This window comes from Candidatus Mycalebacterium sp. (assembly GCF_977828045.1).
The window spans coordinates 14,121-30,066 of the sequence record NZ_CDWCUL010000013.1 but is presented as its reverse complement, the minus strand read 5'-3'; the positions used below and the strand labels follow the sequence as shown (position 1 = coordinate 30,066).

Sequence of the window (15,946 nt, the reverse complement as noted above, 5' to 3'; positions counted from 1 at the left end):
AAATCCCGGGGCTAGGACAATTGCTTCTCAAAACTGTCAATGGTGATTGCGGAAAGTGTAAGCAACTGAATCGTGCCTCTTGAGCCGAGTTCAATTGAAATCCGCGTTATGGTTTCGTTGTCGGGAGCCTCAATGATGTTTACAAAATCGTAAAGACCGAGCACGGCGTATTGCGCGACAACTTTCGCACCCATCTTTTCTATCTCTTTGTTGACCTCTTTGATTCTCTCAGGACGCATCTTGACGGTTTTTCGCCCTTCGTCCGTGAGAGTGCTCAGCATTATGTATCTTGCCATTGCATTTACCCGCAGGTCAAAGCACTTTGTTGATGGAATTCTCAAGGTCCGCCTGCGAAACGGCCCCTATAATCTGGTCAACAATTTTGCCATCCTTGAAAATCAGCAATGTGGGAATGCTGCGTATTCCAAACTGAACGGAAGTTTGCTGATTTTCGTCCACATTGACTTTGCCCACTTTGATTTTGCCTGCAAAATCACGGGAGATTTGGCTCACGGTCGGCGCGATTGCCTTACACGGCCCGCACCACGGAGCCCAGAAATCAACAAGCACGGGAATGTCGCTTTGGATCACCTCGCTCTCAAAAATGGAATCACTGAGTTCAATCAAATTGTCTTCGGGCATTTCTAACCTCTCTTCTGGTTTGTGTGGCAGTAATGTAATTTCCGCTCCGCCCGTGTCAAGCGAAAATCACACCGTATTGCGCACCACGCCGCCGTTCAGTAGTCTAAAAATCCCTAAGAAGGTTTTTTGCTCCGCGGAGGTACGGCTGATGAAAACAAAAACAAGAATTGAATCAGACTCAATGGGGAAAATGCGGGTTCCCACAAGCGCTTACTACGGAGCGCAAACGGCAAGAGCCGTTGAAAACTTCCCCGTAAGCGGCGCAACCCTTCCGCGCTCATTCACCTCAGCGGTCGGGATCATAAAATTCGCCGCCGCTCAAACCAACATGGAGTTGGGTTTGCTGGGCAAACGCGCCGGCAAAGCGATTGTTTCCGCGGCGGGCGAGGTTAGGGACGGCAAACTGGACGCACACTTCGTTGTGGATGTTTTTCAGACCGGCTCCGGAACCTCAACCAATATGAACGCCAACGAGGTTATAGCAAACAGAGCAAATGAGATTTTAGGCGGAAAAATCGGCGACAAATTGCCCGTTCACCCTAATGACCACGTGAACATGGGACAGTCAAGCAATGACGTTATCCCTTCGGCAACTCACATCTCTGCGCTGATTGAAATACGCGGAAAACTCCTGCCCGCACTCGCGAAACTTGAAAAAGCCCTCGCGCGCAAATCGCGCGCCTTTTCGTCCGTTGTGAAGATAGGCAGAACCCATCTTCAGGATGCGACTCCGGTAACGCTGGGTCAGGAATTCGGCGGATACTCAGCGATGGTTTCGCAGAGAACGCGCGATATAAAACACTCATGCGAAGGACTCAGAGAGCTTGCGCTCGGAGGCACGGCGGTCGGCACGGGAATCAACACTCACAAAAAATTCGGGTCAAAAACGGCGGCGCGCATAAGCCGCCTCACAGGAACGCGCTTTGTTGAAGCCAAAAACCACTTTGAAGCCCAGAGCGGCAGAGACGCGGTTGTGCAGGTGAGCGGCTCGCTGAAAACTCTCGCAACGAGTTTGATGAAAATCGCGAACGACATCCGCTGGCTCGGAAGCGGACCACGTTGCGGTTTCGGAGAAATAGATGTTCCCGCCGTTCAGCCCGGTTCTTCAATAATGCCCGGCAAGGTCAATCCCGTGATGGCGGAATCGCTCACTCAGGTGTGCGCGCAGGTAATTGGAAATGACTCCGCGATAACGGTGGGCGGGCAGAGCGGAAACTTTGAGCTCAACGTTATGGTGCCCATGATGGCAAACAATCTTCTGAATTCGGTTTCCCTGCTTTCAAACGTATGCGAAGTGTTCACGGAAAAATGCGTGGACGGCATAAAAGCAAACAAAGAGCGGTGCGGGGAAAGCATTGAAAAAAGCCTTGCAATGTGCACAAGCCTCGCGCCCGTAATTGGATACGACTCCGCGGCGGCGATAGCGAAAGAGGCGTATGAGAAAAACAAAACCGTGAGGGAAACGGCCGAAGAAAAAAAGATACTTCCTAAAAAAGAGCTGGACTCCCTGCTTGACGCGCGCGCGATGACGGGATCCGCTCCGCGCCGGAAAAAATGAGACAAACACTGTTTTTCGCCGCGAGCGGTCTTGCCGTTATTCTCGTGGGAGCGTTTTTAATTTTTCAAAACGCAGATGCCCCCGCGGCTCAAAACGGATACGACAACCCGCTTTCCATTTCCATACGGGAAGTAACGGACAACCCCGGACAGTACAACAGAAAGGTGATATTGACCGAGGGGGAAATCTCATCCGGAGTGGAAACAAAGCGCTACAACGGAAAGGACTATACGGTATTCAAAATGGAAGATTCCAAGGGCGGCACGCCCATGCTTGTCTACTTGAGGGGAACGCACGCGCGGCTCAAAACGGGCGACAGGCTGAAAGTTACCGGCAGATACTACAAAAAAAGGAAGTACCTCAAAATCTTCAAACTAAAGAATGTGTTAAAAGGACGGAAGTTTGAGGTTCTGGGCTAAAGCCCGATGGACTCAAAAATGGGAACGACAAGGTCGGGTGACCTGTCTTTTGGAATTTGATAAGTGGAGAGCAACGGGGCTCCGCTTTGCTTCGCTTTTCTGGACGAAAAAACAATCTGCTCACCGTGGGGATTTTCAAAGGTTACAAACTCCGCGCTCGCAATTTCGGACTCAACAACCTTTACCAGATGCTTCATATTTTCCACCCTCGTGCCGTTCACTTTGCTCACTATCCAGTTTCTGGTTTCGTGATAGCCGTAATTGATTTCGGACGGGAGAACCCGTATCAGAATTACAACCTCTTCTCCCGGAAACCGCTTCACGTTGTGGCTGAGTTTTGAAAGCAGTTTACTCGGCGCCTCCAGAAGCCAGCGGCGCCCCCACTCTCTCAAATAGTTGAAGGTGAGAGGGGAAAACACACACCCGGCGAATATGTAATAACTCGGAACGGTGTAGTTTGAATTGACAAGACGCAGAGCATCTCCATCTTTTGTGAGCGGAATCTCAAACTCCATCTTCCTGCCGGCCCTTAAAACCTCAACCGTGATTTTCTCGCCTATCTGGCGCGAATCAACCAGATATGAAAAATTTGTCCGTTCATCGCCCCTGAAATTCACCGTGCCGTCAGAAAATATCTCCGTGCCGTCAATAGCCAGAAGAATGTCATCTTTGAGAATTCCGCCGTCAGCCGGAGAGTCGGGAACCACATACGTTACAAGAACTCCGCCATTCCGCCCGGAAACAAGTTTTTTCTCTCTCAAATCCGGATTCTGGGCAATCTGTGCCATTATTCCAAGAACGGGAAATCCGTCGTATGAGCCGTCTTTGATATCGTCAAGAAAATGATCTATCACCGGCGCGGGAGCCATGTATCCGATGTTTTCAGACCTCCCGCCGTGTAACGCTTGAATTACAATCCCCACAAGCTCCCCTTTGACAATCACGGGGCCGCCGCTATTGCCGGGATTGATTGGAGCATCCACCTGCGACATAAGAAGTTGGTAAATGCTGTGAGCGTAGATCTCATGCTCCACGCGCGACACAATTCCACGCGTAACGCCCAAAGTCTCGCCGCCTATGGGAAACCCGTAAACCGCCACTTCGTCCTGAGTGTGGACAAGGTTGCGTCTTATCTGCACCGGTTTTGTGTCTTCAAAAAACTCCCTCTTTTTGACGGTAAGAATCGCCAGATCGGCTTCGTGCGAGATAAAAAGCAAGTCGGCGGTGTATTTGTTCGGGTCGCCGAATTTGCTCACATGGATAAACGCGGCATGTGAAACCACATGCGCGCTTGTCAGGATATGGGAACCCGAAATGATACAGCCGGAGCCAAAATGCGAAGAAGGTTTGTTTACTATCCACGGCTGTTTATATGACGGAACTGTTTTCTGAACATGAATCCGCACAACTGATTTCTTTACTGAAGAATCATCTCGTGCAAGTGCGCCGTGAGAGGGAAATACTGAAAGAAGAAAAACCGGAATTAAAAAGAAAACCAGTGCACGGACGGAAAGGGTTTTCTTAAACGGCGTAAAAAACCGGAACCCGCCGCCAAGTGCGGAACTATTTGAATTTGAGCAGTTCATGGGCAAATCTGTCTTTTAATTCCACCGCTTTTTTATCGTATTCCTTCGGACTCTTCCAGCATTTTCTGGGTTGAAGCAGTTTTGAAGGAACCTTCGGGCATAGTTTGGGAACTTTGAGACCGAAAACCGGAACTTCAACAAAACCACCTTTTCCAAGTGTGCCGTCAAGCGCGGCTCTGACCAGAGTCCTTGTCTGCGGCAACGACATTCTTTTACCGATTCCGTAGGGACCGCCGGAAATACCCGTATTCAGAAGCCAGACTTTCGCGCCGGATTTTTTCATTCTATCTTCCAACATCTTCGCGTAGAAATGCGGAGCGCGCGGCAGAAACGGCGCGCCAAAACAGGAACTGAAAGTTGTTCGCGGTTCATTAACGCCGCGCTCGGTTCCGGCAACCTTCGCCGTGTATCCGAGCAGAAAAAACTCCATCGTCTGTTTTGAAGTCAGTTTTGAGATTGGAGGAAGAACGCCAAACGCATCATATGTGAGCATAAAAATATTCTTTGGAGTCTTTCCGAATCCGCTCTCCACGATTCCCGGCAGAGCGTCTATCTTGTAGGCAACCCTTGTGTTTTCGGTGTGCCTGGCGCTGTCGAAATCAATCTCGCGCGTCTTCTCGTTAATCTCAACATTTTCAAGTATTGAGCCGAAACGCATGGAAGCCGAGTAAATTTCGGGCTCGGTTTCGGGATTGAGCCGTATGGCTTTGGCGTAGCATCCGCCTTCAAAATTGAAAACTCCACTTGCGAACCAGCCGTGTTCATCGTCCCCTATCAGTTTGCGTTCGGAGTCGGCGGAAAGAGTTGTTTTTCCGGTTCCCGAAAGTCCGAAGAAAAGCGCTGAATCGCCCTTTTTCCCGACATTGGCCGAGCAATGCATTGGAAACACGCCTCTGTCCGGAAGCAGAAAGTTAAGCATTGTGAAAATGGATTTCTTCATCTCTCCGGCATATTGGGTTCCGCCGATGAGCGCGATTTTCTTTTTAAGATTGAGAACTACAAAGGTTTCGGAATTCGTGCCGTCCTTTTTGGGGCTCGCCTTGCAGCCGGGCACACAGAGAACCGTAAAATCCGGTTTTTTACGGGAAGGTTTTGCAGGTCTGACAAACAGGTTGTTGACAAATATGTTGTGCCACGCGAATTCGTTTATAACCCTGACCGAAGAGCGGTATTTCGGATGAGAACAGACCGCAAGGTCTCGCACGAAAACATCTTTTTTTGACAGATATCCGGCGGCTTTTTTGTAGAGCGCGTCAAACTTCGCGGGGCTGATGGACTGATTGACTTTGCCCCAGTTCACGGATTTTTCCGTGTATGAATCTTTGACGATAAAGCGGTCAAGGGGGGAGCGTCCGGTGTGCTTTCCGGTGTAGGCGACGAGCCCGCCGCCCGCCGCGAGAACAGCTTCTTTCCTGCGGAGCGCCTCCTCGTAAAGTTCAGAAACGGAAAGGTTCGCGAACACACGCCCGGAGGTTTTAATCCCGTGCGGCGCAAGGAGTTTTGCCGGTGATTTCGCTTTGCTTGTTGTTGCCATAACCGCGGCGCGCCAACGCACGCTTGTCGGAGTTGTTTCCTCTAAATTCCTGCCGCCCCCGGAACCCCCGCGCAGATGCGGGAAAACTATATTATAGAAAACAGTTTTTCAATATGTGTCTTTGAAGAAATTCACCCTCCGTGTTTCCTTATCCACCTGTCCATAACATCGGCACAATATTCGGGGTTGTCCAGACAGTCATGCCCGGCATCCGGTATGTATTCAATCTCAACGTTGCTGTTGCCGGATTTGTTCAAAATATCCTTCAATTTTTCCGGCTCGCCCGCGAAAACTATGTCGTCATTGGCTCCGTTGAGAAAAAGCACGGGCGCGGCAACAGCCCCTATGATGTTCTTTGTCTTGGCGCGCTCGGCGTCCGGGCTTCTCATAAACCACCAGGTTTTATAAGTGAACATCTCAATGTCCACCGGAGTGAGAGACTCTCCCCACGCCCTGTAAATGACAAAAATCTGGTCATTTTTGGACGTTTCGGGGTCAGGCTTCAAAACCGATTTCGCCTTTTTATAAATATCATTATACGCAGGTATGCTGCCCCACTTGTCCAGCCGGCTTTTCTGCGACTCGGGAAGAGACGGCGAGCACCCTTCAAGAATCAACCCCTTCACCGGAGAATCCGGGCGGCGGTCAATGTAGTCAACCGCTATGTTTGCCCCCATGCTGTATCCCATAATGTAGATATTCTCGAATCCCTCTTTGCTCAAAACCTCAACCGCGCACTCCACATCCTCCCACGCCTTGTCAAAAATGCCCGTTCCGAATATCTGCCCCATAAACGCCATACGAGTGTTTATTGAAAACGTTGAATACCCTCGTTCAAGCATAACGGAGGGGAAAATTTTCGGAGTTCCCCGCGCAAGAAAGTTGCCGAGAACCCCGTGTATGTTGATGATGACGGGAATCCGGCGCAAAGCGTCTTCGTCTTCCGCCGCAGGGGTGGTGAGAAGAGAGTCAATTTCAAAACCGTCTCGCGCTTTATAACTAAGAAGCTGTCGCCGTTTGAAACCCATCAGTTACTTGGTTCTTCTCCGCAGCCAGTTTGTGATAATCTCCCCCAATTCGTCCTCTTTGCCTTCAAGCGTGTGCCCGGCGTTGAGGAAAAACGCGGACACATCGTTGTTGCCCGCTTCGGTCGCCGCCTTACACAGGTCGTGTGTTTCGTTCGGATACACAATTTTGTCATCCCAGCCCTGAATCAACAGTGTCGGCACTTTTATACTCTCTATCTGTTTGTAGGTTTTTGTGCTTGTCGCTTCGGGACCGGCGAGAAACCACCAGGTTTTGTAGGTGTATATCTCGCAGTGTTCGGGGCTGAAACTGTCGCCGCGCGCTTTGTGGATTATAATCGTGCGGTCTTCGGTTGAATTAATCGGGTTGGAGCCCAGAATTTCTTTGGCTTCCTCGTAAATCTGGTCATAGGACGGACTGCTCTGCCATTTGTCCCATCTTCTTCTTATGGAGTCCGGCATTGAATACGGAGTGGCGATTGCTATCATTCCGCTCAAAGCATCCGCTTCTTTTGTTCCCGCTTTGGACGACACATATCTAACGGCGATGCAGCCGCCGAGGCTGTAACCCGAAATTATGATTTTGTCATAGCCCGTTTCGCGCAGGAATTCAATAACGCCGTCTATCTGTGGAATTGTGCTGTCCACCATTCCGTAGCCGAAAAACAGGCTGAAATTTGAAAGGCGCGTATTGATGGCTATGGACGAATATCCGGCTTTGGCAAGAATTGGCGGCAGAAACCTCTGGCTTCCTTCAAGAAAATTGCCCAGAAACCCGTGAACATGAATAATGATGGGCTCTTTGCCGTCTCCACCATTCTCGCATTTGTAGAAAAGGGCATTAACATTTCCGCCCTTGGTGGGAATGGTTATGAGTTCCTGAACCGAAGCGGCCGCGCCGGGGTTTTCACGCATTTTTTCCGCTCCATACGCAAAATTCAAAAACTCCACACTTGGCACAAAGCGGCGCGCGCGATTTGCAAATTTGCCTTCCGTGTTCGCCCAGAGAGTTCGAAAAAAACGTCCAGTCCTTTCGCGGCACAAGCGCCATAAGGTCTTTTTCTATGCCTTCGGCGGTGTTTTTCAAACTCATTCCGAGCCTTCGGGAAAGGCGCGTTATGTGCGTGTCAACAATTATGCCGGGCTCGCCGAACCAGTTTCCGAGAACCACATTGGCGGTTTTTCTGCCTATTCCGGGCAGGGCTCTGAGCTCTTCCATTGTGTCGGGAACTGTGCCGCGGTGCTTGCCTGTAATCCCTTTACAGCACCCGATTATTGATTTTGTTTTGTTTTTATAAAATCCCGCGCTGAAAATATCCTTTTCCAGTTCAGAGGGTTTTGCGTGCGCGAAACTGGCGGCGTCAGGATATTTTTTTAAAAGCCCCGGAGTGATTTCATTAACCCTTTTGTCCGTACACTGAGCCGAAAGAATTGAGCCGATAAGCAGTTCAAACGCAGAGTTGTAGTTCAAATGACAATGCGCGTCCGGATACTGTTTTTTGAGAAAAGCCGAAACGCGTGAAACTTTTTCCTTGATGGAGTTGGATTTATCAGTCTTTTGTGGCGGGTTTGAGATCCTTTTTCCCCTCAAAGAAATCGCTGTTCGCTTTGATAAAATTCTGCCATTTTTCAGGGATTTCATCTTCATGGAAAATAGCATCCACCGGACACGGGTCAACGCATGCTCCGCAATCAATGCACTCATTGGGCTCAATAAATAACTGCTCCTCCCCTTCGTATATGCAATCCACGGGGCAAGCCTCAACACACGATTTGTCTTTAACGTCAATGCACGGTTCTGCAATTATATACGGCATGAAAACCTCCCTTTTTTATTTCTCCGTCTCCCTATTCGGAGTTCTTTCCGGACGCATCTTCCGCCGCAGGTGTTGCCGGACCGTCAAATTCAATCAACTGGCTCTGCGGAACCGGGGCGTCAAAAACTGATTCTGACGACTGCGTGAAAGAAATATATCCAAGCAGAAGCGATGTGGACACAAAAACGATCGCCATAAATCTGGTCGCTTTTGATAGAAATGGGGTCGCTCCGCCCGCTCCAAAAACGGATTCGGATGTCCCGCCGCCGAAAACGGTTCCCAACTCGTCCGTTCCACTCGGCTGAATGAGAATGACAACCACCATTATCAAAGCCACAACAATGTGGACGGTTTCTATAAAGGGCGTTAAAACTTCCATTTTTCAATCCGCCAAAGACGCCTCTATTATGCTGACAAATGACTCCAATTCAAGACTTGCCGTTCCCACAAGCATGCCGTCCACTCCTTGAGCGCGGACAACCTCTGCGGCGTTTCCGGAATTTATGCTCCCGCCGTATAAAACTCTGACGCCGCCTGAATCCGCTCCGAAAATACCGCCAAGCACATCCCTTATGAAACCATGCATCTCCTCTATTTCCCCGGATTTCGCGTTATTTCCGGTTCCAATCGCCCACACGGGCTCATACGCGACCGTTGTCATATCGGGCGGGGCACTTTTGAGCGCGGAGGTTATCTGCCGCCGCACAACGTCTTTTTCTTTTCCGTCCGCCCTCTGCCGTTCGGTTTCGCCCACGCACAGAATCACCCTCATTCCGTTTTGAACAATCGCGCGCGTTTTTGCCGCCACAACCTCATCACTCTCACCAAAAAGGTGCCGCCTTTCAGAATGCCCCGCGATTACTATTGAGCACCCCAAATCCGTAAGCATTATGCAGGAAATCTCTCCGGTGTAAGCGCCGCTATCTTCGTAAAAAACGTCCTGCGCGCCAACGGTTAGCCACTTTTCGTCCGCCTCTTTCGCAACCGCCTCAATTGCCGTAAACGGCGGAAACAGGGCGATTTCGCAGTCCGGATTTGAAAATTTGTCGGCAAAAGCACGGGTGAAATCCGCAGATTCAACGCGCGTTTTGTTCATTTTCCAGTTCGCCGCGATAAGTTTTTTTCTCATAATGATTTTTGCAAGTAATCCGCGATTTTGGCTATTCCCTCGTTGATTTTATCAATCCCCGTGGCGTATGAAAAGCGCAAGTGCCCCTCGCCTTCACTGCCGAAATCAAAACCCGGCGTAACGGCAACACGGGTTTTCTCAAGAATATCGGACGCGACCCGGCGCGAATCGGTGTTTTTACCGGGAATTTTCACAAAAACATAAAATGCCCCGCGCGGGTCGCCGCAGGGAGAAAGCCCGGCTTTTGCAAGCGCTTTCACCATCGCGTCTCTGCGCTTCATATAGACGGAGGCAATTTCGTCCGCTTGCGGAAAAACGGATTCAACGGCGGCTTCCCCTCCGCGCTGAACAAACGGGTTCGCGCACAGAAAGAGGTTCTGCTGGAATTTCTGAGCGGCGCGTATAAACGGCTCCGGCGCTATCATATATCCGAGCCGCCAGCCGGTCATTGAGCACAGTTTTGAAAATCCGTTCACGGCAACCGCGCGGTCGGTATGATTCAAAATCGATCTTGACTTCATGCCGTATTCAAGCCCGTGATAGATTTCGTCCGATATGACGAAAATTCCGAGCGATGATATTTCGGCAAGCGTCTCGTCGCTCTGAACCGCTCCGGTGGGATTGGAGGGAGAGTTGATGATGATCGCCTTCGTTCTCGGGCTTAAAACCTTTTTCAACCGCGCCACATCAATCTGATAGTTCTCTTTGGCATACACGGGAACCGTAACGGGAACACCGCCCGCGGACTTAATCATTCCCGGATAGCAGGCGTAGTGCGGGTCTGTAATGACAACCTCATCGCCCGGATTGACAACGCAAAGCGCGGCAATCAGCAGAGCGGGCGAACTGCCCGATGTTACCAACACGTTGCCGGCCGTAACGTTTAAGCCATATCTTGAACGGTGCGCTTGCGCTATGCGCTCTTTGAGGGAATCAATGCCCGTGCTCGGTGCGTAAGCTGTTTCGCCGCGTTTGACCGCCTCTATCGCCGCCTCACAAACTTCGGGCGCGGTCGGCAGGTCGGGATGCCCGATTTCAAAATGAATAACATCAATTCCCGCTTTCTCCATGCGCGCCGCCGCCTCAAGCGTTTCCATCACATAGAAGGGCTCAAGCCCTTCGGCAAGACGGGAAAGCGCGATTTTGCCCGAAGAAACCATTATTCGTGCTCCGTACTTTTTTTCCGGTTTCTTGTCCGCCGTTTTTTTGCCGCAGACAAACGCCGTACGTCTGAATCCCCGCCGAAGACCTTGTCCATTTTTTTCAGTACCATCTGTTTTTTAAGCGCGCTCAAACGGTCAACAAAAAGCACTCCGTCAAGGTGGTCAATCTCGTGCTGAACTATCCTCGCCGTAAACCCGTTCGTGGTCATGGAATGCTGTTTTCCGTCACGGCAAAGCCAGCTGACTTTAACGTTCTCACTCCTTTTCACCTTGCCCGTAAAGCCCGGAATGCTGAGGCAGCCCTCAGTGCCTTCATCGGACCCCGAAGACCTTTCTATGGAGGGATTTATCATCTCAATCACAGGCATTTCAACATGTGTTTGCTCTTCCTGCGGGTCAGTAACCGCATCCTCGTCCGCAGGCTCAAAATCGCGCACGTCAGACACAAGAACAACCCTTATGTTTTCGCCGACCTGTGGCGCGGAAAGCCCCACCCCCCGCGCCTCCCGCATGGTCTCAAGCATATTGTCAAGAAGAACACGAACACCGCCGTCAATCTTGCCGACCGGGACGCTCTTTTTTCTCAATTTTGGATTCGGATAGAGCAGAATTTTCAGCAGAGCCATTTTCGCGCTTTTTTAAGAAGATTCCCGTTCGGAAATAGTTTTGAAAACATCTTTGATGTCTTTGCCCTGTCTGAAACACGGCAACCGCTTCGCCTTCACTTCAACATTTTCACCCGTGCGGGGATTTCTGCCCGTGTAGGGCTTGCACTCCTTGGCGTAGAAACTTCCAAAACCTCTGATTTCAACACGCGAGCCGGATGCAACCGCGTTTGACATGCAATCTATTATGGTGTTGAGAATCGCGTCCGCGTCCGTGGCGGAGAGGTGAAACTTGAAGAACATTTTTCTGCTGATTTCGGACTTGGTCATCGTACTGTGGGTTGTGAAAAGGTTAAGAAAAAAGGGGGTTTTGTCAAGACTGCTCACAAACTCAATTTCCGCAGAGCCACCCGGACCTGTCTTTCGCGTCTGCGGTTTTCAATCAAGCGCGAAACAATTCCCTTTCGCGGCGCAAATATCAGAAGCAAAACAAACACGACTCCCAAAACGGTGGTAGCGGCTCCGGCAATGTTTGTGTTCCACTTCACAGCCGCGTGAAACCCCATGACCGAGCACCCCGCCGCAATCGCGGCGCTCAAAACAACCGCCCTTCCAAGCCGGTCTGTCAGAAGCAAGGCGCAACACGGCGGAGTTGCCACAAGGGCTATGAGCAGAACCGAGCCGACCGCGCTGAAAGCAACCAGGCAGATAACGCAGACCACCGCCGAGAAAGCGGCGGAAAATGCGAATTTTGAAAACCCCGCGGTTTTCGCCGCAGACTCATCAAAAGCGGACAGTTTTAATTCCTTGTAGAAAATGGCGACAAAAACAGCGCCCAGCACCGTAACCGCGCCGGATGAATAAAGCGCGAACGGACCAATGTCTGCGCCGCCAACAATGATTCTGTCAAGCGGCGCGAGCGCCAACTCTCCGAGCAGAACCGAATCAATATCCAGATGGGCGTTGCCTGCGTATCCCGAAACAAGTATCACTCCGATGCTGAAAAGAAACGGGTAAACAAAAGCGATTGCCGAGTCGTTTGACATCAGCCGTGCGCGGGAAAGCGCTTCGGATGAAAAAACGCTCACAATAGCCGCCGCGAACGCACCGAAAATAAGCAACGGAGAAGTAATGCTTCCGGTCAAAAGAAAACCCGCCGCGATTCCCGGCAGGATTGAGTGGCTCACAGAGTCCGTAATCATCGCCTTTTTTCTGAGAACCAGAAAAATCCCAACGGTCGCGCATGCGACCGATACGAGTGCGGCTATTATCTGTATTTCAACTTCGGGGCTCATTTTCACCCCCTGCGGATTGCAACCTCGCGCGGCGCGCTAAAACACCATTCTTTGGAGAGAACAAAATGGACGCGAGAGCCACCACGGTAACGCACACAACAATTGCGGGACCGGTCGGAAGATTGTCGATTTTCCAACTTCCAATCGCCCCTAACGCTCCGCCCGCGGCACCGATAAGCGCCGCAAGCACGGTTATTTTGCCCATTCCATCCGTCAAATGCCTTGCCGCGATTGCCGGAGCCACTATCATTGAACACATCAGCACAACGCCCACGGTTTCAATTCCGATTACAATTGCGGCAACAAGAAAGGCGTTCAGAAAAAACCCGACGGCACGCACATTGAAACCGAAAGACCGGGCGTATTCGCGGTCAAAACACACGATTTTGACATGCTTCCAGAAAACCGTGAGAAAAAGCCCGCAGACCGCACCCGTGAGGAAAATGGTTTTTACGTCATCAAGCGATATCGCACTTGCCTGACCAAACAAAAACCTGTCAAGCCCCGCCTGCCCCGAAGCGCCGGACGACTGAATGGCGGTGAGAAGAACAATGCCGATTCCAAATGAGATTGAAACGCCCATCGCGAGCGCGCTGTCAAACCTGACAACGGAAACCGAACGCGCGAGGCGCACAAAACCCGCGGTCGCAAACGCCGTGAGAAGCGCGCCGATGAGGAGCATTGAGGGCGACTTGCCCTGCGCCACGATAAAGCCCATCGCGATTCCCGGAAGGCAACCGTGTGAAATCGCGTCCGCAAGAAGTGTTTCCTTCCTCACGAACACAACGGTTCCGCAGGCGCCTGCGGTTAATCCGAGAAAAATCGTGCCGCACATAACCACGGCAACCGTGTAGTTCGGAAACAGTTCGGAAAAAATCCACATGCGCGCCCTACCCTCCCGCGCCGTAAGTCGCGCCGATATTTTCTCTGTTAAACACTTCCGAAACCTCTCCGCAGGCGACAATCTCCCTGTTAATCAACACCACACGGTCAAAATAATCCGGCACGGTTTGGAGATTGTGGTGAACCACTATCATTGTTTTTCCGGCCCGGCTCATCTCGCGCATAATATTCGCGATTGTCACTTCGGTAATACTGTCAACGCCCTGGAACGGCTCGTCCAGAAAATACAAATCCGCGTCTTGAACAAGAGAGCGCGCTATGAAAACCCTCTGCTGCTGCCCACCTGAAAGCTCGCCTATCTGCCGGTCGGCAAACTCCTCCATCGCCGTTCTTTTAAGCGCGGCAAATGTTTTCCGCCTCTCTCTCTCGCCGGGTCTTCTCATCCAGCCCAGAGAGGAGTAGGTTCCCATCTGAACCACGTCAAAAACGCTGGCGGGAAAGTTCCAGTCAACATTGCCCCGTTGCGGCACGTATGCGACCGATTTTCTCGACTCTTCATAGAGCCCTCCGAAAATCCGAACCTCCCCGGCGGCTTTGGGCACAAGGTTTTGAACGGCTTTTATAAGGGTGCTTTTGCCCGCTCCGTTGGGACCCACTACGGCGGTTAAAGACCCTCGCGGAACGGTCAACGAAATATTCCACAACGCGATTAATCCCGAATACGCAACAGTCAGCCCTTTGACTTCAAGTGGATTTTCCATGACTTAAAAACCCGTCCGGCGTCAAAGGCTTGAGCCCTGAATTTTTGGCGCGGTCGCAAACTCGCGCTCAGAGTTGTCTGAAAGAGAACTGCAAATCACATCAACGTTGTGTTTGAACATTCCGTAAAAAGTGCTCTGCCCCGAGTCTTTGCCGCCAAGCGCGTCCGAGTAGAGTTTTCCGCCGATTTTTATTGAAACACCTGAGAATTCCACCGCCTCTTTGACCGACTTGATGTAGCGCGGTGAAACCGACGATTCGGTAAAAATTGCGGGAAGTCGGTTGTTCACAATCACGCCTACCACTCTGCGGATGTCCGAAATCGCCGCTTCCGAAACTGTGCTGACACCTTGAAGCGCGGTTACCTCAAAACCGTAAGCCCTGCCGAAATACGCGAACGCATCGTGCGAGGTGACTATGAACCTGTGATTTTCGGGGACGGCTAAAACTTTCCGCCTGGCATAATCATCAATCTCCGAGAGAGTGGCGATGTAGGCGCGCGAATTGACCGAGTAGAAAGCGGAGTTCGCGGGGTCTATTTCCGAAAGCGTCCGGGCAACTGCGTGCACCGACATTCTCCACAGATTCAGGTCAAACCACACATGGGGGTCGTAATTGCCCGGCACGCCCGCAGAAATCAACATGGATTTGGGAATGTCATCGGTAACGGCAACCGTGTTGAGGCCCCTTGCCCGCATTCCATTCATCAAATCGGAAAGTTTTCCCTCAAGATGAAGCCCGTGGTGAAAAATGACATCGGCGCGAGCGAGCGTTTTGATGTCTCCGGCGGTTGCCCTGTAAAGGTGGGGATCAATGCCGGGACCCATAAGCGCGGTCGCGGAAACCTTTTTGCCTCCAATATTTTTGACAATGTCATTGATAATGCTTGTTGTGGAAACAACATTTATAGAGCCGTTGTGCACTTGGTCCGCAGAGTGATGGGAGGCTGAGGAAACTGGCGCGAAAAACAGCGTAAGCGCGGAAAACAAAACCATAAATCTCATCGTTTGCCTCCCAAAGCCCTCTTCGGCTCCGCCTGTTTTTTCTCTATGTCTGTAATGGAAATGTGAACGGCTATGTTTTTGCCAATAACGCGCTTGCACCCGTTGACGCTTATGGTAATCGGTCCGTCAAACGGCTCCATGCTCCTCACCTCAATGCTACTGCCGGGAAAAATGTCTATGCTTCCGAAATATCCCAGCAGTTCGGAATCGTGGTCGCTCACTTCCGCCACAACCCCTTTGTCTCCGGCTTGCAGAGTGTCCAGAGTTTCGCACTTTCTGCGTATCGGAAGAACGCCGTCACGGGTGGGAATCTGCGCCCCGTGCGGGTCAACCTTGGGAAACCCGAGTTTGGCATCCATTCTGTCCTCTCACGTCTTCAGAGATAAAATGTTCCCACTTCTCCGCCTCCGCATGAACCCTGTCCCACGGAATTCCGAGCGTCTTCCTGAAGATAAAGCTCTATGAGCCGGTGATGTCTTATCATTTCAAGCGCAACCCTCTCGCCCGCCTTGGTGAGTTTGACGCCGTGATACGGCTTGTAAACAAGCAGTTTTTTCGCGGCGAGCT

21 protein-coding genes are annotated in these 15,946 nt (G+C 51.2%); 2 read left to right on the top strand and 19 right to left on the bottom strand.

The window, feature by feature from the left end; genetic code table 11:
• Window positions 1-11 precede the first annotated feature (11 nt).
• Window positions 12-296, bottom strand: coding sequence for a GYD domain-containing protein (locus ACY430_RS04350; protein WP_462137669.1), 285 nt, complete (start codon window positions 294-296; stop codon window positions 12-14).
• Between the two features lie 16 nt (window positions 297-312).
• Window positions 313-642 (bottom strand): thioredoxin, encoded by a 330-nt coding sequence (gene trxA / locus ACY430_RS04345; protein WP_462137668.1) that lies wholly within the window; start codon window positions 640-642, stop codon window positions 313-315.
• A 148-nt stretch (window positions 643-790) separates the two neighbouring features.
• Here trxA and ACY430_RS04340 point away from each other — a divergent pair, with 148 nt between their 5' ends.
• Both ACY430_RS04340 and ACY430_RS04335 read left to right on the top strand, forming a co-directional pair.
• The gene (locus ACY430_RS04340) at window positions 791-2,200 is read left to right on the top strand and encodes a class II fumarate hydratase (protein ID WP_462137667.1); all 1,410 of its coding nucleotides are present in this window, start codon (window positions 791-793) and stop codon (window positions 2,198-2,200) included.
• Window positions 2,197-2,619, top strand: a complete 423-nt coding sequence (locus ACY430_RS04335) for a hypothetical protein (RefSeq protein WP_462137666.1) — start codon at window positions 2,197-2,199, stop codon at window positions 2,617-2,619. Before ACY430_RS04340 ends, ACY430_RS04335 begins: the two co-directional genes overlap by 4 nt.
• Here the strand turns inward: ACY430_RS04335 and ACY430_RS04330 are convergent.
• The 17 genes from ACY430_RS04330 to ACY430_RS04250 all read right to left on the bottom strand — a co-directional run bounded on the left by ACY430_RS04330 (window position 2,616) and on the right by ACY430_RS04250 (window position 15,811).
• Window positions 2,616-4,205: a S1C family serine protease gene (locus ACY430_RS04330; RefSeq protein WP_462137665.1), complete on the bottom strand. Its 1,590-nt coding sequence runs from the start codon at window positions 4,203-4,205 to the stop codon at window positions 2,616-2,618. The two genes, ACY430_RS04335 and ACY430_RS04330, sit on opposite strands and share 4 nt — an antisense overlap.
• A complete protein-coding gene (gene pckA / locus ACY430_RS04325; protein ID WP_462137664.1) occupies window positions 4,183-5,739 on the bottom strand; it encodes a phosphoenolpyruvate carboxykinase (ATP) in 1,557 nt (518 codons plus the stop codon). Before pckA ends, ACY430_RS04330 begins: the two co-directional genes overlap by 23 nt.
• Window positions 5,740-5,870: 131 nt before the next feature.
• Complete coding sequence (locus ACY430_RS04320; RefSeq protein ID WP_462137663.1) at window positions 5,871-6,767, bottom strand: alpha/beta hydrolase family protein; 897 nt, start codon at window positions 6,765-6,767, stop codon at window positions 5,871-5,873.
• A gap of 3 nt (window positions 6,768-6,770) precedes the next feature.
• Entirely contained in the window at window positions 6,771-7,679 is a 909-nt protein-coding gene (locus tag ACY430_RS04315) for an alpha/beta hydrolase family protein (RefSeq protein ID WP_462137662.1), read from the bottom strand.
• Window positions 7,672-8,355 carry an endonuclease III gene (gene nth / locus ACY430_RS04310; protein WP_462137661.1) on the bottom strand — a complete coding sequence of 228 codons (684 nt, stop codon included), beginning with the start codon at window positions 8,353-8,355 and terminating at the stop codon, window positions 7,672-7,674. The genes ACY430_RS04315 and nth overlap by 8 nt, the downstream gene beginning before the upstream one ends.
• Window positions 8,315-8,581: a ferredoxin gene (gene fdxA, locus ACY430_RS04305; RefSeq protein ID WP_462137660.1), complete on the bottom strand. Its 267-nt coding sequence runs from the start codon at window positions 8,579-8,581 to the stop codon at window positions 8,315-8,317. Before fdxA ends, nth begins: the two co-directional genes overlap by 41 nt.
• 31 nt (window positions 8,582-8,612) lie before the next feature.
• The gene (gene secG / locus ACY430_RS04300; RefSeq protein ID WP_462137659.1) at window positions 8,613-8,960 is read right to left on the bottom strand and encodes a preprotein translocase subunit SecG; all 348 of its coding nucleotides are present in this window, start codon (window positions 8,958-8,960) and stop codon (window positions 8,613-8,615) included.
• A 3-nt stretch (window positions 8,961-8,963) separates the two neighbouring features.
• Window positions 8,964-9,710: a triose-phosphate isomerase gene (tpiA, locus tag ACY430_RS04295; protein ID WP_462137658.1), complete on the bottom strand. Its 747-nt coding sequence runs from the start codon at window positions 9,708-9,710 to the stop codon at window positions 8,964-8,966.
• Window positions 9,707-10,870, bottom strand: a complete 1,164-nt coding sequence (locus tag ACY430_RS04290; protein ID WP_462137657.1) for a pyridoxal phosphate-dependent aminotransferase — start codon at window positions 10,868-10,870, stop codon at window positions 9,707-9,709. Before ACY430_RS04290 ends, tpiA begins: the two co-directional genes overlap by 4 nt.
• Entirely contained in the window at window positions 10,870-11,499 is a 630-nt protein-coding gene (gene def, locus ACY430_RS04285; RefSeq protein ID WP_462137656.1) for a peptide deformylase, read from the bottom strand. The genes ACY430_RS04290 and def overlap by 1 nt, the downstream gene beginning before the upstream one ends.
• Window positions 11,500-11,511: 12 nt before the next feature.
• Window positions 11,512-11,865: an HU family DNA-binding protein gene (locus tag ACY430_RS04280; protein WP_462137655.1), complete on the bottom strand. Its 354-nt coding sequence runs from the start codon at window positions 11,863-11,865 to the stop codon at window positions 11,512-11,514.
• Window positions 11,862-12,773, bottom strand: a complete 912-nt coding sequence (locus ACY430_RS04275; protein ID WP_462137654.1) for a metal ABC transporter permease — start codon at window positions 12,771-12,773, stop codon at window positions 11,862-11,864. Before ACY430_RS04275 ends, ACY430_RS04280 begins: the two co-directional genes overlap by 4 nt.
• Window positions 12,757-13,656 carry a metal ABC transporter permease gene (locus tag ACY430_RS04270; protein WP_462137653.1) on the bottom strand — a complete coding sequence of 300 codons (900 nt, stop codon included), beginning with the start codon at window positions 13,654-13,656 and terminating at the stop codon, window positions 12,757-12,759. Before ACY430_RS04270 ends, ACY430_RS04275 begins: the two co-directional genes overlap by 17 nt.
• Before the next feature lie 7 nt (window positions 13,657-13,663).
• A complete protein-coding gene (locus ACY430_RS04265; RefSeq protein WP_462137652.1) occupies window positions 13,664-14,377 on the bottom strand; it encodes a metal ABC transporter ATP-binding protein in 714 nt (237 codons plus the stop codon).
• Window positions 14,378-14,398: 21 nt separating this feature from the next.
• Window positions 14,399-15,379, bottom strand: a complete 981-nt coding sequence (locus ACY430_RS04260) for a metal ABC transporter solute-binding protein, Zn/Mn family (protein WP_462137651.1) — start codon at window positions 15,377-15,379, stop codon at window positions 14,399-14,401.
• Window positions 15,376-15,738: a FeoA family protein gene (locus ACY430_RS04255; RefSeq protein ID WP_462137650.1), complete on the bottom strand. Its 363-nt coding sequence runs from the start codon at window positions 15,736-15,738 to the stop codon at window positions 15,376-15,378. The genes ACY430_RS04260 and ACY430_RS04255 overlap by 4 nt, the downstream gene beginning before the upstream one ends.
• A complete protein-coding gene (locus ACY430_RS04250; RefSeq protein WP_462137799.1) occupies window positions 15,707-15,811 on the bottom strand; it encodes a hypothetical protein in 105 nt (34 codons plus the stop codon). Before ACY430_RS04250 ends, ACY430_RS04255 begins: the two co-directional genes overlap by 32 nt.
• Between the last annotated feature and the right edge of the window lie 135 nt (window positions 15,812-15,946).

What these genes read in the sequence shown, in the direction of transcription:
- ACY430_RS04350 (WP_462137669.1), bottom strand. Translation starts at nt 296, where the DNA reads ATGGCAAGATACATAATGCTGAGCACTCTCACGGACGAAGGGCGAAAA.
- trxA (WP_462137668.1), bottom strand. Translation starts at nt 642, where the DNA reads ATGCCCGAAGACAATTTGATTGAACTCAGTGATTCCATTTTTGAGAGC.
- ACY430_RS04340 (WP_462137667.1), top strand. Translation starts at nt 791, where the DNA reads ATGAAAACAAAAACAAGAATTGAATCAGACTCAATGGGGAAAATGCGG.
- ACY430_RS04335 (WP_462137666.1), top strand. Translation starts at nt 2,197, where the DNA reads ATGAGACAAACACTGTTTTTCGCCGCGAGCGGTCTTGCCGTTATTCTC.
- ACY430_RS04330 (WP_462137665.1), bottom strand. Translation starts at nt 4,205, where the DNA reads ATGAACTGCTCAAATTCAAATAGTTCCGCACTTGGCGGCGGGTTCCGG.
- pckA (WP_462137664.1), bottom strand. Translation starts at nt 5,739, where the DNA reads ATGGCAACAACAAGCAAAGCGAAATCACCGGCAAAACTCCTTGCGCCG.
- ACY430_RS04320 (WP_462137663.1), bottom strand. Translation starts at nt 6,767, where the DNA reads ATGGGTTTCAAACGGCGACAGCTTCTTAGTTATAAAGCGCGAGACGGT.
- ACY430_RS04315 (WP_462137662.1), bottom strand. Translation starts at nt 7,679, where the DNA reads ATGCGTGAAAACCCCGGCGCGGCCGCTTCGGTTCAGGAACTCATAACC.
- fdxA (WP_462137660.1), bottom strand. Translation starts at nt 8,581, where the DNA reads ATGCCGTATATAATTGCAGAACCGTGCATTGACGTTAAAGACAAATCG.
- secG (WP_462137659.1), bottom strand. Translation starts at nt 8,960, where the DNA reads ATGGAAGTTTTAACGCCCTTTATAGAAACCGTCCACATTGTTGTGGCT.
- tpiA (WP_462137658.1), bottom strand. Translation starts at nt 9,710, where the DNA reads ATGAGAAAAAAACTTATCGCGGCGAACTGGAAAATGAACAAAACGCGC.
- ACY430_RS04290 (WP_462137657.1), bottom strand. Translation starts at nt 10,870, where the DNA reads ATGGTTTCTTCGGGCAAAATCGCGCTTTCCCGTCTTGCCGAAGGGCTT.
- def (WP_462137656.1), bottom strand. Translation starts at nt 11,499, where the DNA reads ATGGCTCTGCTGAAAATTCTGCTCTATCCGAATCCAAAATTGAGAAAA.
- ACY430_RS04275 (WP_462137654.1), bottom strand. Translation starts at nt 12,773, where the DNA reads ATGAGCCCCGAAGTTGAAATACAGATAATAGCCGCACTCGTATCGGTC.
- ACY430_RS04270 (WP_462137653.1), bottom strand. Translation starts at nt 13,656, where the DNA reads ATGTGGATTTTTTCCGAACTGTTTCCGAACTACACGGTTGCCGTGGTT.
- ACY430_RS04265 (WP_462137652.1), bottom strand. Translation starts at nt 14,377, where the DNA reads ATGGAAAATCCACTTGAAGTCAAAGGGCTGACTGTTGCGTATTCGGGA.
- ACY430_RS04260 (WP_462137651.1), bottom strand. Translation starts at nt 15,379, where the DNA reads ATGAGATTTATGGTTTTGTTTTCCGCGCTTACGCTGTTTTTCGCGCCA.
- ACY430_RS04255 (WP_462137650.1), bottom strand. Translation starts at nt 15,738, where the DNA reads ATGGATGCCAAACTCGGGTTTCCCAAGGTTGACCCGCACGGGGCGCAG.